Origin of the sequence: Sulfitobacter sp. HI0040 (assembly GCF_001634885.1) — a bacterium.
Taxonomy (GTDB): Bacteria; Pseudomonadota; Alphaproteobacteria; order Rhodobacterales; family Rhodobacteraceae; genus Sulfitobacter.
The window spans coordinates 1-15,386 of sequence record NZ_LWEX01000388.1 but is presented as its reverse complement, the minus strand read 5'-3'; the positions used below and the strand labels follow the sequence as shown (position 1 = coordinate 15,386).

The window sequence follows — 15,386 nt, the reverse complement described above, 5'->3', positions numbered from 1 at the left end:
AGAAATGGGGCATCGAAACCGCCGAGAACGACAGGTTCGCGCGGTTCCGCCGTGGCATTCCGCCCAAGACCAAGGGCGACTATGCCTTCATCCTGCACATGATCGAGACACTGAAACCTGGCAGCGGGCGCATGGCCGTCGTCGTGCCCCATGGCGTGCTGTTCCGCGGCTCCACTGAAGGCAAGATCCGCCAGAAGCTGATCGAAGAGAACCTGCTGGATGCCGTGATCGGCCTGCCGGAAAAGCTGTTCTTCGGGACGGGCATCCCGGCCGCGGTCCTGATCTTCCGCAAGCGCAAGACGGATGACAGCGTGCTGTTCATCGATGCCAGCCGTGAGTTCGTAGCCGGCACCAACCAGAACGCACTGAGCGAAGAGAACCTCGTGAAGATCGAGCAGACCTTCCGCGCCCGTGAGACGGTCGACAAATACGCCTATTGCGCGACCAAGGCCGAGATCGTCGAGAACGACTTCAACCTGAACATCCCGCGTTATGTCGACACCTTCGAGGAAGAGGACGAAATCGACCTGATGGCTGTGCGCGCCGAGCGCACGCAACTGAAAGACGATCTGGTCGAGCTGGAAGCGCGAATGGAAGGCTATTTGCGGGAGCTCGGCTATGGTGCCTGACGGGTGGAATCACGCCCTTTTGCAAGACGTGTGCGGGGAGAAAATCGTATATGGTATCGTGCAGGCTGGTGAGCATGTCGACGCCGGCATTCCCTATATTAAGAGTTCAGACGTAGGCGGGGCAATCAATGCGGGTGCCTTGGCCAAGACCGCTTTGGATATACATCGTCGCTATAAACGTTCGACCGTTGAACCGGGTGACATTATTTTCTCGCTACGCGGAAACACTGGCGCGACAAGCATTGTTCCCCCTGATTTGCCAGAGGCCAACCTTACCCAGGGAACAGCACGAATTGCGGTGAACGGCAAAGCCTTTGGACCTTTTTTACGATATCAACTCGGATCCCACTCAGTCCGGGCAAATATCTATGCAGTTTCAAAGGGGAGCACTTTCACTGAAATCTCTCTTGCTGACCTTCGCAAAATTCGCGTTCTCCTGCCGCCACTCCCCGAGCAAAAGAAGATTGCGGAGATCCTGTCGACATGGGACCGGGCCATCGAGACGGTCGAGGCGCTGCTGGCCACTGCCCGCACCCAGAAACGCGCCCTCATGCAAACCCTTCTCACCGGCAAACGCCGCTTCCCCGAGTTCGAGGGGCAAGAATGGCGCGAGGTTCCGCTAAATAAAATTTCTGAACCAGTGTCGGATAGGAATTCGGGAAATGACATCCCGGTGCTGACCATTTCCTCAAAAGCCGGTTTTGTGCGACAGGACGACAAGTATTCGCGTAACATGGCCGGAAAGAGCGTGGAGCGATACTATCATCTGCGCGAAGGAGAATTTGCCTACAACAAAGGAAACTCTCTCACCTATCCGTTCGGTTGTGTTTTGCGTCTCGACGAATATGCAGAAGGATTGGTTCCCCACGTCTACGTGTGTTTTCGCCTAAAAGATGGTTGCAACTCAGATTTCTATCGTGGCCTCTTCTTGGCGGACTACCTTAAACCTCAGCTAAGTCGATTGGTTAATACAGGCGTTAGGAACAACGGGCTGTTGAATATTAGCCCATCTGCCTTCTGGACTGTGACCGTGCCCGTCCCTCCTTTGCAGGAACAGGAGAAGATTGGGAGGGTGATGGCAGACTGTCTGGATGAGGAGCGTCGGCTTGTCGCAAACATTGACAAACTCCGCACTGAGAAAAGAGCTCTGATGCAGCAGCTCATGACCGGCAAGCGACGGGTTGCTCTCGAATGAGTTCTCGGACAGGCTATCAAAATGGAAAAAAGTTATTGGACAGAGCGGCTTCATCCTTCGCCGCGCACAGATCACCGCACTGACTGGGAGCGCGATTACGCGCGGGTCGTGCACTCCGCCAGCTTCCGCCGGCTCCAGGCCAAGACACAGGTTCTTGGCCTCGGGGACGGCGACTTCTATCGGACGCGTCTGACACATTCTATGGAAGTCAGCCAGATCGGCGTTTCGATCACCAAGAAGCTCTATCGGAAGGCCAAGAAAGCAAGGCAGGATGGCGACGAGACGGAGCTCGATAGCGCAGCACTCGCGCATCTCCCACATCCGATGTTGATGAACACGATCTGCCTTGCCCATGATATCGGGCATCCTCCGTTCGGGCACGGAGGCGAAGTCGCCCTCAACAGATGCATGCTGCCCTATGGTGGTTTTGAGGGAAATGGTCAGACCCTTCGAATTGTGACAAAGCTCGACAAGTATGCCGAAGGCCACGGTATGAACCTCACCCGGCGCGCTGTTCTGGGTGTCATCAAATACCCGGTGCCCTTCAGCGAAGTTGTGGACTGGACCATTGTTCCCGGCGGGGAGCCCAAGGCACCCGCGCCGGAGGCAAAACTCGCCAGGGGTGATCCCGCCTACAAGGTGGTTACGCCGGATGGCTCCCTCTTCGTCGCTGGGGACTTCAAACCACCAAAGTGCTATCTTGATGATGAAGATCAGGACGTGGTTCTAAATTGGGTTGCCAAAGAAATCCCCGATTGGGCGAAGATCAGGACCTCTCGAAAGCCTAAGGAAGCTGGGAAGCACGCAAAGACCAAGTTCAAGTGTCTGGATACCTCCATCATGGAGTTGGCAGACGACATCGCCTACGGCGTTCACGACCTTGAAGATGCCATCGGGCTTGGTCTCATTTCCCGTCGAGCATTTCTCCACTGGTTCGAGGACAAGTCCAAACGAAAGGAAAGCTTGTCGCAGCTGCTTGATAAGCATTTCGATGGACGTTTTGATGAATTCACCCGTCAACTGTTCGAATGTGACACCCCAGAACGCAAACAGGCGATCGGGCGCATGGTCGGGTTTTTTGTGGAAGGCACGACTTTCGCCGAGGCAAATCCAGAATTTGAAGAGCCGTTGTTCAAGTATCAAGCGATTTTCAAATGCGGTGCGTGCGATGAAAAGGCGAAGATCAAGGACGCGCTCGATACGCTTCAGGGTTTGGTGGTGGAACTTGTTATCAAGACACCCGCTGTCCAGCAACTTGAATTCAAAGGCCAGAAGATGGTCTCCGAGCTTTTCGAAGCCTTCGCGACAGATCCCAAGAGACTTCTCGATGAACGCCACTATATAAAGACCATTCAAGGTGGAGGCGACACACCCACGGCTCGAGTCATCTGCGATTATATCGCCGGTATGACCGACAACTACGCGACCAACCGCTATCAGCAGCTTTTTCAGCCCAGAACCGGCTCAGTCTTCGATAGGCTTTGAACTTGGCCCGCGACACTCCAGACACCCGCGAAGAAGGCGCCGCCAAGCTGCCTGCTCTGCATGTGCTGATGGCAATGGGCTACATCTATGTCAGCGCGGGCGAGGCGTTGACGATGCGCGGGGCTGGCACGGGTGTGCTTCTGGAAAGCGTGCTGCGAGAGCGCCTGAAACGGTATCGGTTCGATCATCGGGGGAAGCACTGTGTGCTCTCCTCCGGGGGCATCGATGAGGTCGTGCGGACCTTGAGCTCAACCGGCCTGACCGAAGGGCTGATCCCGGCCAACAAGGCCCTGACGTCGCATATCACCAAGGGGATCACCGTCACCGAGTTCGTCGACGGTGAAAAAACCAGCAAGACCATCCCGCTGATCGACTGGACCGATGTCGGGGCCAATGATTTCCATGTGGTCGAGGAATTCAGCGTGCAGCGCCCCGGCGGGCTTGGGAGCTACCGGCCCGACATCGTGGTCTTCGTCAACGGCATCCCTTTAGCCGTCATCGAGGCCAAGCGCCCTGTTTCGACGACGCGCGACAAAGCGATGGTCGAAGAAGGTATCAGCCAGCACCTGCGCAACCAGCAGGGAGACGGCATCCAGGATCTCTATGCCTATTCACAGCTGCTTCTGTCGATTTCCGGCTCGGAGGGGCTTTATGGGACCACTGGCACAAAGAAAAAATTCTGGTCGATCTGGCGCGAGGAAGAGCTGCCAGAGGCGGAGCTTTCGGCCATCCGCAATGCCAAGCTGAAGCCTGACCAAGTAGACAGCGTCTTTGCCGAGCGTCCGGGTTATGCCTTTGCTGACTACAAGTGCCTGCACGCATCTCCTGTTGCGGTTACTGAGCAAGACCGGCTTATCATTGGGCTTCTGCGCCCCGACAGGCTGTTGGATTTCACGCGGCGCTTCATGTTCTTTGACAAGAAACTCGGCAAGATCGTCGCCCGCTATCAGCAGGTCCGCGGCGCGAAGGCAATCATCGATCAGGTGTCCAAGAAAAAGCCAGAAGGCGGCCGCGAAGGCGGTGTGATCTGGCACACGACTGGGTCAGGCAAGTCGAACCTTATGGTGTTTCTGACTAAAGCGCTGCTCGTCGAGCCGGAGCTGGCCGGCGCAAGAGTGATCGTCGTGACCGATCGCGTTGATCTGGAAAAGCAGCTGGCGGGCACCTTCCTGACCGGTGGCGCCTTTGGCTCCGAAATCGCAACCAAGAAAGACGGTGAGAAGGCGAAGGTTCAGTCAGGAAAAGAACTGGCAGAGCGGATCGGCACTGGCAGCGAGCGGATCATTTTCACATTGCTGCAAAAATTCAATTCGGCGACCAAGCTTCCTGAGTGCCACAACCCCTCGGATCAGCTCATTGTCCTTGTCGATGAAGGGCACCGCAGCCAAGGGGGCGAAAACCACGAGAGGATGCGTAAGGCGCTGCCCAATGCCGCTTTCATCGCCTTCACAGGCACGCCCCTTCTGAAAGACGACAAGACCCGCAACAAGTTTGGTCCCATTTTGCACGCTTACACCATGCAGCGCGCTGTCGAAGACGGAGCTGTGACGCCGCTGGTCTATGAGGAACGGCAACCTGTCGTGGACATCAATGAGGCTGCAATCGACGCCTGGTTCGACAAGATCACCAAAGGCCTGACGGACAGCCAGAAATCAGACCTGAAAAAGAAGTTCTCCACCCAGAACAGCATCTACCGCGCCGCCAACCGGATCGATCTAATCGCCTGGGATATCGCGGAGCATTTCAACGAGAACTTCAAAAAGCTCGACCTGGGTCTGAAAGCGCAGCTCGCGACAGACTCGAAGCTGTCGGCGATCCGCTACAAGGCCGCGCTTGATGCGACCAATTTGGTGACCAGTGCGGTCGTAATCTCTGCGCCAGACACGCGCGAAGGCCACGAGGACACTGATGAAACCAAGACACCAGAAGTGCAGGCCTGGTGGAAGGCGAATGTCGGCAACGATCCCAAGTCCTACGAAGACGGCATCATCGAGGATTTCAGCACCGTTGGAGATCCGGACATTCTGATTGTCGTCGACAAGCTGCTAACCGGGTTCGACGAGCCGCGGAACGCGGTGCTCTACATCGACAAACATCTCAAGAGTCATAATCTTTTGCAGGCAATTGCCCGGGTCAACCGCTTGCACGATGCGAAAAAGTTCGGACTTCTGGTCGATTATCGCGGTATCCTTGCTGAGCTCGACACCTCCATCCAGGACTATCAGGATCTGGCCGCCCAGACGCAGAGCGGCTACGACATTGAGGACCTTGCCGGAACGATCGCTAACATGACCACCGAATACAAGCGCCTACCATCGCTACATGATGCGCTCTGGGCCATCTTCAAGCCGGTGAAAAACAAGCAAGACTGGGAGCAATACCGCCAGCTCCTGACCCCGCGCCTGTCCGATGACGGCACCGGTCATATGGTCGACGACAACCAGAAGATCCGGGAGGATTTCTACGAGGCGCTGACCGAATTCGGGATGTGTCTCCAGCTTGCCCTGTCCTCTCGCGCGTTCTTCGATGATGGCGCGTTTGATGAAGCACAGATACGGACCTACAAGCGTGACCTGAAGTTCTTCACCGAGCTGCGAACACAGGCGAAGCGGGACGCACAGGAAACTGTCGACTTCTCCGAATACGAACAGCAGATCCGCAGAATGGTCGACACGCAAGTGATCGGTCAGGATATCAAGGACCCGCCCGGCGTTCTTCAGGTTCGCACGCTTGGAGAAGACGATCCAGAGAACTGGTCTGATGAGAAGACACGCACCGAAGCCGACCTCATCAAGACCCGGATCCGGAAGACTATCGAGCAGGACTTGATCGATGATCCCTATGCCAAGCGAGTTTTCTCGGAGCTCCTCAGAGACGCCATTCGGCAAGCCGAGGCTCTATTCGATCACCCAGACAAGCAATACGTGCTGTTCAAGGACCTTCAGGAGCAAGTCGACCAACGCCAAACACCTGGTGTCCCGGATCGCTTTGACGGACATCCCAAAGCTCAGTCCTATTTTGGCTTGCTCAGAGTCGAGACAGAGGGGTTCGAGGCCGAACTCACCGAAGAGCGCATGGTCGAAGAGGCTTTTCACATCGACGAAACCGTTGAGAACGCAGTCAAGACGCACTCCATCAATCCGGGCAACATCGAGGGCGAAATCCGGAAGCAACTTTTGCCACACTATTTCAGGGTGCTCGGTGGCCTCGACGCTGCCCAGCGGCTGATAGAAGAAATCGTGGCAATCGTTCGTGCGGGCCGGACCAAGGGAGCCCGATGACCGTCGATCCTGTTCTAACCTATGGCGGACAGACCCTGTCCTATCGGGTGCAAACCGATGGCTCCCGGACGACGAAGATCGCAATCCACGTCGAGCCAGACGGAGAAGTCATCGTTGATGCGCCAGAAGGCGCAGACCCCGCAGAAATCCGCAGGGCGGTGAGCAAGCGTGCTCGTTGGGTCTTTATGCAAGTCGGGAAGGCAAGAGAGCGTTTCAGCCATGTGCGTGACAAGGAGTATGTGTCCGGCGAGGAGGTTCTGTATCTGGGCCGCCGATACGTCCTGAAAGTGATCATGGACGACACGCACCGTGGCGCGGTGAAACTAAGAGGAAATCGTCTCGAGGTTCCCAGCCGATCAGGCTCTCCTGAAAGCGTCAGAGCCGGTGTATCTGCGTGGTATCGTGTGAAGGCACGAGACTACTTTGATCGGCGCCTTGCCGAATGGGAACAGAAGCTGCCCTGGGTCAACGGCCGTCCGCCGTTTCGCCTGCAAGAAATGGAGAAGCGCTGGGGAAGCTGCACGGCCGATGGGGCCATTATTCTAAATCCCCACCTGATCAAAGCACCACGAGAGTGCATAGACTACGTCATTCTGCACGAATTGGCGCATCTCCGGCATCACAACCACAGCCCAGAGTTCTGGAAGACCATCAAGTTTGCCGACCCAGATTGGCAAAGAAAGAAGGCGCTATTGGACGGCGCCGCTGAACAACTCACTGCCAAGTAGCATCCTGAACGGTCTGGGGAGCGACCGCACGACCTTGGCGCTGGCTGGGCCGGATTATCACAGACCGCTTCCTGCACATCGCGACCGTTCGTGCGGAACGCAGCAGAGGTCGGTTGTCCACCCTACCTACATGGGGAAGCCCGCACGCGAACGGCCCAATCCGGACCTTCGCCCGGATCGTCAAAGCTGCACCGCAGCTTCCCGAAAGCGGACGCCGCTGCCGCGAGAGCGGGTTGAAACCGCACGTTCGTGCTAACCACGCTGCTCCAAACTGAATTATAGTATGTTCGGCAAGGCCAGCCCTGTTTGAGGTTGTGCTCAAATTCGAAATAAGGAACGCTCAGATCAGTTCATGTTCAATACGAGGGCACCAAATTGAATTCGCATGAAAGAGTGGCGAGTATTGTCATCGTCATTGAAAACAGACAGCCAGTTCCGGCCCTTGCGTTGAGCGAGCTTTTAGCTGCTCTCGCAAGAGACTACCGCAAACAAAACCGCGCCAGAACACTTGTAGTCGAGCGTGTCGAAGAGGGTTCAATCTGGATCACCCTTCTGGATATGGCTCAAGCGGCATTACCTTACGCCAAGGGTGCGGCCGAAGCTGCTAAGGGGAGCAAAGCAATCATTGATTTTGGCAAGAGCCTTATCGAATTGTTAAAGGCAAAAAAAGATCATCCAGCTTCAGCCGAACAACTTCGATCAAAAGCCCCAGAGCGATCCATTGAGAAGCTGGTTAAGCTTGCGGTAGATGCAAATTGCAACGTGCGGCTCCGGCAGGTCGAGGCCGACGGGAGTTGCCTTGAAGTTGAAGTCACACGTTCGGAAGCGGTGGCAATTCAAGAGAGCGAGCACTACGCCAAGGAGGCGAAGAAGCTCAGCCATCCGATCATTGCTCATGAAAGAGACCTGGACGCAAAACGTGCCGCAGAAATCGCGGACGAATTCGAACGGCTGCAGATATCGGAGGAGTCGACAGTCAATGACGCGCTACAAATCATCCTCGGTGTAATCAAACGATCCGGCGACGTCGAGTTGCTCAGGTCTCTCGCCGTGGAGTTAGAAAGACGTGGTTACAAAGAATTAGCGGCAAAAATCAGCGAAAACTGATACATTGGCTGTTATAGGACGGCCCTCAGCGGTCATTGCTGAACAAGTTCAGCTTTGCGGTGCGGCTTCCTGATCGAACGTGCCTGCCTCAACCATCACAACCTCGTCCTCGGCCATCCATCCTTTGGAAATCAGAAACTCTTGGATCGTATGAGGGGACTCGGAATAGAGGACAAGAGCGAGACTATCTTCTGCGCGCGTGCAGGTGACATAGAGAAGGCGGCGGGTGCGCTCGATCGTAGTTTCTTCGCCCTGATCTGCCTTTTTCCGAGAGGCTGCGGACAACGGCTTCACGTCAAACAGCGTCTCATAGGAAGCAAGGCCCTTAAAGCGTGTGCGGGCGTCATCAGCGATAACCATGACACGGGGGAATTCCAGCCCCTTGACCCCTTGATGGGTGCCATATGGGCTTCGGTCTTCGACGTAGGCGAGGTAGCGCGCAACTTGGGAAAACGGGGCCTCAAGGGCCTGCGTCCAGGCCTCGGTAAAGTTGTTATCGGTGGGTGGTATGGCCTCGGACGTGTCCAGGTCCAGCTCGTCGATATTGTCGGCCAAGTCCTGCGCAACGGAACCGTAATCAGGCAAACAGTGCCGAAGCTGGTCGGGGATCGGGAACAGCCGGTGCTCGGCCACTATCGTTAACACTTCGGCACAGCACGGATCCCGTCCGTCCTCAAATAGCGTCATAAGGGCTTCGACGCCCGTTCGCGCCTGATCGAGACCTGTGGCTTGGCCCCCACGGTCCGACCGGATTATTCTCTTATCTACTAACGGTGAACCGTCGCGCAGCACCGCCATCGCGGCAAAGGCATCCCCACTCATGTGAGCCTCCACCAATGGCAAGATCCGATGTGTGAAAAGCCGCATCGCGGGCAGGGTTCCATTGCGAAACCCGTCCTTGAGGTTGCCGGCTTTGCTCAGGGGCTCAAACAGGTCGCTGAAACCAAGACGCGCAGCGGCCATGTGACGCTCGATCGTAAGGGTTTTGATCGTCTCCGGGTCCTGCCACGCGGGGTCTCCGGTGATACGCGCCATCTCCGCCTGGGCATAGGTTTCGAAGGCTACGCGATCCGCACTCTCGCTCGGTGCAAGAAAGACGCGCACGGTGCCACCCGGTTTGTCTTCACGTGCCTGCTGCTGGCGGCTATCATCTTCGCGCCGGATCGCATTAGCCAGATCAATGATGCGCGCACGGCTGCGGTGATTCATCTGTTTCGCCGGTTGCTCGAAATCCCCGACGCGTTTGTCGAGATCGCGCAAACCATCGCTGTAAATGCGCTGCATCGTGTCCCCGAGCAACCCTAAGGCGATGCGGCCGCGATGGCGCGCCTCGAAGGTCAAAAGCGCCTCCATCAATGGTTTCATCGTGTCTTGGCTCTCGTCGATCAAGATGAACGGGTAGCGCGCCAGAACGATGTTTTGGAACGTCTCGCTTTCAGTCAGGAAATGTGCGGCGAGCGCAATAACCTCGGCATGTTGCAGCGCGTCGCGACCGAAATTGTCCCCCTCTGGCGCGTAGGTGAAGGCTCGGACCTCATCCAAGCGCCCCAGCCGTTTTGTCTTGGAAGCCATCTTCTTGAGGCGTGCGTCATGGGCGGCGGTGCCTGCCTTACCCTTCGCCTGGGCAACCTCGATCTCGGCACTCTCAGTTTTCAAATTTCTCTCAAGCCAGCCTCTAATATCTGCTGTTCGCCCCTGGATGAGCGACCAAGCGAAGCTGTGGATGGTCTGCACCTGAAACACTGGATCGGCCTTGACGCGGCGCGTGATCTCATCTGCGGCGGCGTTGGTGTAGGTAATCACGGCGATCTTGCGGCTGTGTTTGCGCAAGGTGGTCAGGGTCTGAGTGTCCAACCCCTCCAGTGCGTCCTTGAGAGAGCGAGTCTTGCCTGATCCCGCCCCAGCATAGAGAAAGAAGCTACGCGGCTGATCGAGGGACAGACACGCGCGGATCGTCGCATCAGCGCCAGCGTCGCGGGTGTCGTCGCTTATGTCTGTCATATCGCACCTACTCCGGCCTTCAGCTTGCCCGCGAGCCAAGTCAAGCCACTATCGATATAGGGCGGCGCCCGAAGCGCTTTAATGTCCTTGATATACAAGAGGTCGAGCGCGAAGGCGGCCTTCTCCGGTTTATTGGCCAACCGCTCAAAGAGCGCCGTGGCGAGGTCCTCAGGCGTGGATACGGCATCGATGTATTTGCCAAAATCACGGGTCATGAGGCAGGCAAGATCCGTTTTTGCGGCGTCTTTCACGGCTTCCGGGTTGGTCAGGACGAGAGCATCCTCGAACGTGCTGGGCGTGATGGTTTGAGTCTCCTCGCCCAGCGTGACCACTTGCGGTGTCTGAAAGGAGACGGCGATGGTCTGGGTGGCATCGGTATGGCAGAGTGTATTCGGCGGCGCGATCATCAGCTTGTCGACCTCTGCCATCTCCGGGAGCCAGGTTTTCAGAGCGTGGTTCGTGGTTTCCTGAGCTGCCCCCGAGCGCGGCCGGGCCGACTCCCAGACATTCCTTTCGCCATTCTTGACCACTTTCCTGACCTTCGTAGCGGCATCGAGATCGGTGATTATCAGCGTCGGCAGCTCCAGCGCTTCGATCAGAGGCCGCATCCGATGCGCGTGATTGCCGCCCAGCTCCAAGAAGGAAAGATAGGCCGCTGCCAAGTCGGGGTAGTGATGCCGGATCAGAAGCGGCAGCAGGATCCGCTCTGCGGCACCCTCGATAACGATGATCGCGTCGGCGAAGAATAGATCAAAATGTGTGCTCAACAGATAGCGCGTCACGAAACGATGAGTTTCTGTGTCCGCGCCGAATAGCCCTGTCATATTTGCCACAGTGGTTGTAGGAACAACTCCGGGACTTGGCAGTTCGCGCTTGAAATAACGCAACTCCCCAAAAGCGGCGGCGTGTGCGATATGGCCCGAATGCGTGCTCACGACCAGCTGCGTGGTGAAAGCCGAGTCCTCTTTCACCAGATCCTCATGGTTGCGTAGCACTTTGTGGGCCTTGGCCATGAAGACTTGCTGCACCTGAACATGCAGGTGAGCCTCTGGCTCCTCGACCAGCACCAGTTGCAAGGGTTCGATGCCCTTGTCCTCCGGGGTAACCACCTGTGATTTGAATTTACCTACCTGCATCCAGTCATCCCGGAAGCGCATGAGCTGAAATACCATTGATATCAGGTTCTGGAAGCCCAGGCCGTTGTAGCTTTCGGGCAGGTTTATCCCGGATGTGTTGCCTGAAACATCATATTGCACAGCCGCCGGGTGATTGAGTCCGTCAACGGGCTTGATCTGCGTAGCTATAAGCAGTTTCGGATTGTTGAGGCCGCCAGGATAGCCGAGTTCTTCCAGTTCCCTAATTGCATTGGCGAAGCCATCCTTGAGGCGGTCATTAAAGGTGGCCTCGGCATCATGAATCGCCATGAGCGCTTTGACGTCGTTCAACGTGGGATTCGTTTCAGGGTCAATATGTTTCCGGAAATAGGTCTGTATCTGGCTTGCCATCTTGCGGCTGTCAGTATGGACGAGTTCACCATCATCATGGTTCCCGTCACCGGCATCGGCGAACCCACGCTGAGCGTTGATTTCACGAATGTGGATTAGGCCGGCAAAGGGGTTGGCGCCGATCCCCTCTGACAGTGCCGGAAGGGGCGGCGGAACTACCTCTCCGGACGTTACAAAGTCATCAGGGTCCAAAAGATGAGCGTTCAGTTGGAACAGATCCTTCAGGCGCTTGTCCAAGAACTCCCGAAAATCGCGCGGCCAAAGCGCAAATCCATTATCCAAAGTGCCACCCGGCTTTAGCTCCTCGGTGGCTTGGCGAGCGGCGAGGTAGCCCGCCTTGATATCGATACCCTTTTTGGGTTCAAGGCGCAGGCGAACACCGAGATATCCGCCGGTCCAAGTCAATGTGGGGATCAAATGCGCGACATGATGGAGTTCTGAATTTTCCGCATAGATCCAGACGTCGAGGAACGGGAGTTTATCTAATAGAGGGTTGAGATCCACATCGGTTTCCTGCGTCCAGGCACTCGCAACCTGCTCGATATCGATCCAGTTTGATGCTGTAACATCACGCGTGTCGATTCCGCCGCGATCCTTGAGGAATTTGCGCAACGCCTTCATCGCAGATGTCTTGCCGCTGTTGTTGGCCCCAACGAGCAGTGTCTGCTTGCCCGACATGTCCAGACGGGCCCGCCGCAATTTGCGAAAGTTAAATACTTCAATACGTTCTATTTTCATAATATTGGTGCCCCACTCGCAGGAAATACTCCGCTTGCGTATGTCTATATGCTTGTCCTGCGGGTGTGTAGCCGTAGTCAACCGCCAAGAGACCAACAGTCTTCGCAAGTCTGGCTATTCGCTTGGCGCGAACTGGAGGGCGGTGGACACCGCACAATGTGTCGCACGTCTTGCCGGCTTGAAGGGCAACCCCTGACGCCTTGGTGCCCAACGTCTGGTCAACCCCCGTCTTCCGCAGTGCCGCGCCCTTAGATGCCAACCGTCTCTAAAGCGTTTGCAGCCAATTACTGCTTCCCGCCCTCAGCGACGCTTCCAGCAATGAGATCAAGCCTTTCACGGAACCTTGGCTATCCTGCTGTAATTGTTGTGGACAGTCGAAGCAAAGTTAGGATGGGTTCGGAAGGTTCGGCGACCACTGGGTCTTGTTGAAAACGGTCGACCCTCACCCCGTGCGGATGGTTACCGGGCGTTTTCAACATCCTTCGGAAAAAAAGGAATTTTCGGTGGGGAACGGCGATACACACTCATGCCTGTTCCGCCAACTCAAAGCTTCAATTCCACATCGAGGCTGCGCTGGCCCTCGATCATATCCACGAACTCCTGGGCGGAAGCCAGTCCTGTTGAGTGGTCGTAATACCGCTGCACGGTCCTTTCGCTGCGATGCCCGAGCAAGGCCGTTGCCGCGCGGCCGCCCGAGGTCAGGTGTTCGCTGGCCTCGGTCGCGACGTTGTCACGGAGGCGGTGTATTGACACGCGCACGCCAAAGGCCCGTGCGGTCAGATCGCCAGTAAGGCGGCCGATCTGGCCTTCGCTGATTGCGGCGCCGGGTGAGAGCATCGACGGGAACAGACACTGTCCCTCGTCAAAAAGCGGCCGGAAGGAGCGCCTGTATTCCAGAAGTGCCTCGGCAAGCTTTTGGCTGCTCAAGGTCCTGTCGAACGGTTCGCCATTTTTTCGATCCTCTGGCAGTTTCAGCATTCGCGCCGGGATGCGGACATGGATAAGCCCTGCAGCGGGCAGGGCGAGGGTCTGGTCAAAGGCCAGTGCGGAGAGCGCACGTGCCCGTTGCGGCAGGGCCGCGCTGAGAGACAACAGGATGCCGTTTCGAAAGTCCCGTGCGGCATGGACGCCTCGTAGGCGCCGCTTTCGGGCTTTTTCCATCAGATCGAACCCGAGGCCGTATATTTCCGAGGCTCCGACAAGTTGGGAGCCGGTTTTCGTTGCGGCCCCTTCCTGCTCAGCGCGCTCCCGCCAGTCACATGCGACGAATTCGCAAGCTTGAGAAGCGAAGCCGGGTTCGACGACGGTCATGCCACCAAGGATACGGCCAACATAATCCGATGCCGTCCGTGTTGAGGCGCGTTCGGCAACTTGAGATGCGTAGCGGTCAAGAGCCCGACCGGTTGGTCGCAGGGGCAGGCCGTGGGATCTGCAGTGATCCACCCAGCCCGCCAGTGCGCGAATCACACTCGCGGAATGCGCAGCGCTCCAAAGGGGGCACCCTTTGCGGCGTTTGTCCCCCATCGATATGGAGATCCGTTCGGCGATGGCAGGCTGCCAATCCTCTGGAAGCTCACGGAGGCGCATCTGTGCTTTCTCCCAAGGAGTCTGGCGTGACGGCTTCGGCTTCACTCGCGCCCTGCGAAGCACTTGGGCGAAATGCGCGCAGCGTTCAGCGTCCCATGTTTCGGACGCTACTCTTTGAAGATGTGCAAACTCTATGAAGGCACTTGAGCCGACTTCGCGATGCCGCCGTTCGAGGTGCCTCTCGAGCTTGAGGAGGCTCGGCGGCTGATCTCCAGGGGCCGCGTTGCGGATGCGGTTCAATAGAGCGAGGTGATCATTCATGCGTTTGCGGACCCCTCGCTCAGGTGAGGTTTGTCTGTCCCGGCGTGACGGTCGAGATGTGAGAGCCATTTCTCGGAGCTTTGGGGTGCAACCAGTTCGGCATAGAGATCAATGATCTCTTGGCACCGCGAGCTGCCCAGCAGATCCTGGATGTTGGAAAGGTAGTCATTCATGTGTTTGAGGCATCCTTGATGGTGGGAGGTTGGTCACGCCGCTGAGCGACGATCGAGACGCGCGAGCCACTCTTCGGAGATTAGGGTCTCGTCCAGCTCCGCATAGTGGTCGATGGTTGTCTGGAGGCGCTTGTGGCCCAACAAACGCTGGACCTTTGGCAGGTTATCCAGACTGTCCCTTAGCCAGATCCAACCGATCAGATGGCGGTAGAGGTGCGGATTGATGCGGACCCCTACTTTTCGGTGCAATCGGGCGGTCACCCGCTTGAGAAGGCCGGCGTAGTGGCCGTCGGCATTGGTTTTCCCCTGCGCGGGAAACAGATACGGGTTCTCCTTCTGCGAAGCAGCCAGTATCGCCGGGCGCACGGTCTCCAGATAGGTTTTGAGCAGCTTGCTTGCGGCCTTTCCGAGTTGGATGGTCAGATTTGCATCGCCAGCGCTCCGCATCTTCACCTGGGCAGCGGGCACTACTATACGCGCCCGACCATCCTGCCAGGTCACCCAGTCCAGCCTCCCCTTCACGACGTTCTCACTTCGGGGAGCGCGTGCGAGCAGGATGTCATGTGCCAAGGCGGCCATGATGTCGCGACCAAGCTCCGGGTCGATCACTTCGGCGGCCCTCGGAAGGGAGCCGTCTGACTTGCGCGCAGCTTGGCGCTTTCGCTGGATCGAGGCCTCGATGTCACGTAGCAGCAC

At 57.0% G+C, this 15,386-nt stretch carries 11 protein-coding genes; 6 read left to right on the top strand and 5 right to left on the bottom strand.

Annotation, left to right across the window (positions count from 1 at the left end):
• The 6 genes from A3728_RS16225 to A3728_RS16200 all read left to right on the top strand — a co-directional run.
• Nucleotides 1–629, top strand: a 629-nt coding sequence (locus A3728_RS16225; RefSeq protein ID WP_150120851.1) for an N-6 DNA methylase, incomplete at its 5' end; no start/stop codon positions are given.
• Nucleotides 619–1,824 carry a restriction endonuclease subunit S gene (locus A3728_RS16220; protein ID WP_067925937.1) on the top strand — a complete coding sequence of 402 codons (1,206 nt, stop codon included), beginning with the start codon at nt 619–621 and terminating at the stop codon, nt 1,822–1,824. The genes A3728_RS16225 and A3728_RS16220, both read left to right, overlap by 11 nt.
• A 21-nt stretch (nt 1,825–1,845) precedes the next feature.
• Nucleotides 1,846–3,309, top strand: a complete 1,464-nt coding sequence (locus tag A3728_RS16215; protein WP_067925934.1) for an anti-phage deoxyguanosine triphosphatase — start codon at nt 1,846–1,848, stop codon at nt 3,307–3,309.
• 2 nt (nt 3,310–3,311) lie between these two features.
• Nucleotides 3,312–6,590 (top strand): type I restriction endonuclease subunit R, encoded by a 3,279-nt coding sequence (locus A3728_RS16210; RefSeq protein ID WP_082851111.1) that lies wholly within the window; start codon nt 3,312–3,314, stop codon nt 6,588–6,590.
• Nucleotides 6,587–7,318, top strand: coding sequence for a M48 family metallopeptidase (locus A3728_RS16205; RefSeq protein ID WP_067925926.1), 732 nt, complete (start codon nt 6,587–6,589; stop codon nt 7,316–7,318). Before A3728_RS16210 ends, A3728_RS16205 begins: the two co-directional genes overlap by 4 nt.
• Nucleotides 7,319–7,693: 375 nt before the next feature.
• Nucleotides 7,694–8,425, top strand: coding sequence for a hypothetical protein (locus A3728_RS16200; RefSeq protein WP_150120850.1), 732 nt, complete (start codon nt 7,694–7,696; stop codon nt 8,423–8,425).
• 48 nt (nt 8,426–8,473) lie between these two features.
• Here A3728_RS16200 and A3728_RS16195 read toward each other — a convergent pair whose 3' ends face one another.
• The 5 genes from A3728_RS16195 to A3728_RS16180 all read right to left on the bottom strand — a co-directional run.
• The gene (locus A3728_RS16195; protein WP_067925912.1) at nt 8,474–10,426 is read right to left on the bottom strand and encodes a UvrD-helicase domain-containing protein; all 1,953 of its coding nucleotides are present in this window, start codon (nt 10,424–10,426) and stop codon (nt 8,474–8,476) included.
• Entirely contained in the window at nt 10,423–12,669 is a 2,247-nt protein-coding gene (locus A3728_RS16190; protein WP_067925909.1) for an ATP-dependent nuclease, read from the bottom strand. Before A3728_RS16190 ends, A3728_RS16195 begins: the two co-directional genes overlap by 4 nt.
• Nucleotides 12,670–13,212: 543 nt before the next feature.
• The gene (locus tag A3728_RS23250) at nt 13,213–14,517 is read right to left on the bottom strand and encodes a hypothetical protein (RefSeq protein ID WP_150121507.1); all 1,305 of its coding nucleotides are present in this window, start codon (nt 14,515–14,517) and stop codon (nt 13,213–13,215) included.
• Entirely contained in the window at nt 14,514–14,690 is a 177-nt protein-coding gene (locus tag A3728_RS23245) for a hypothetical protein (protein WP_161487238.1), read from the bottom strand. Before A3728_RS23245 ends, A3728_RS23250 begins: the two co-directional genes overlap by 4 nt.
• 33 nt (nt 14,691–14,723) lie before the next feature.
• A partial coding sequence (locus A3728_RS16180) for a tyrosine-type recombinase/integrase (protein ID WP_150120849.1) occupies nt 14,724–15,386 on the bottom strand: 663 nt, incomplete at its 5' end.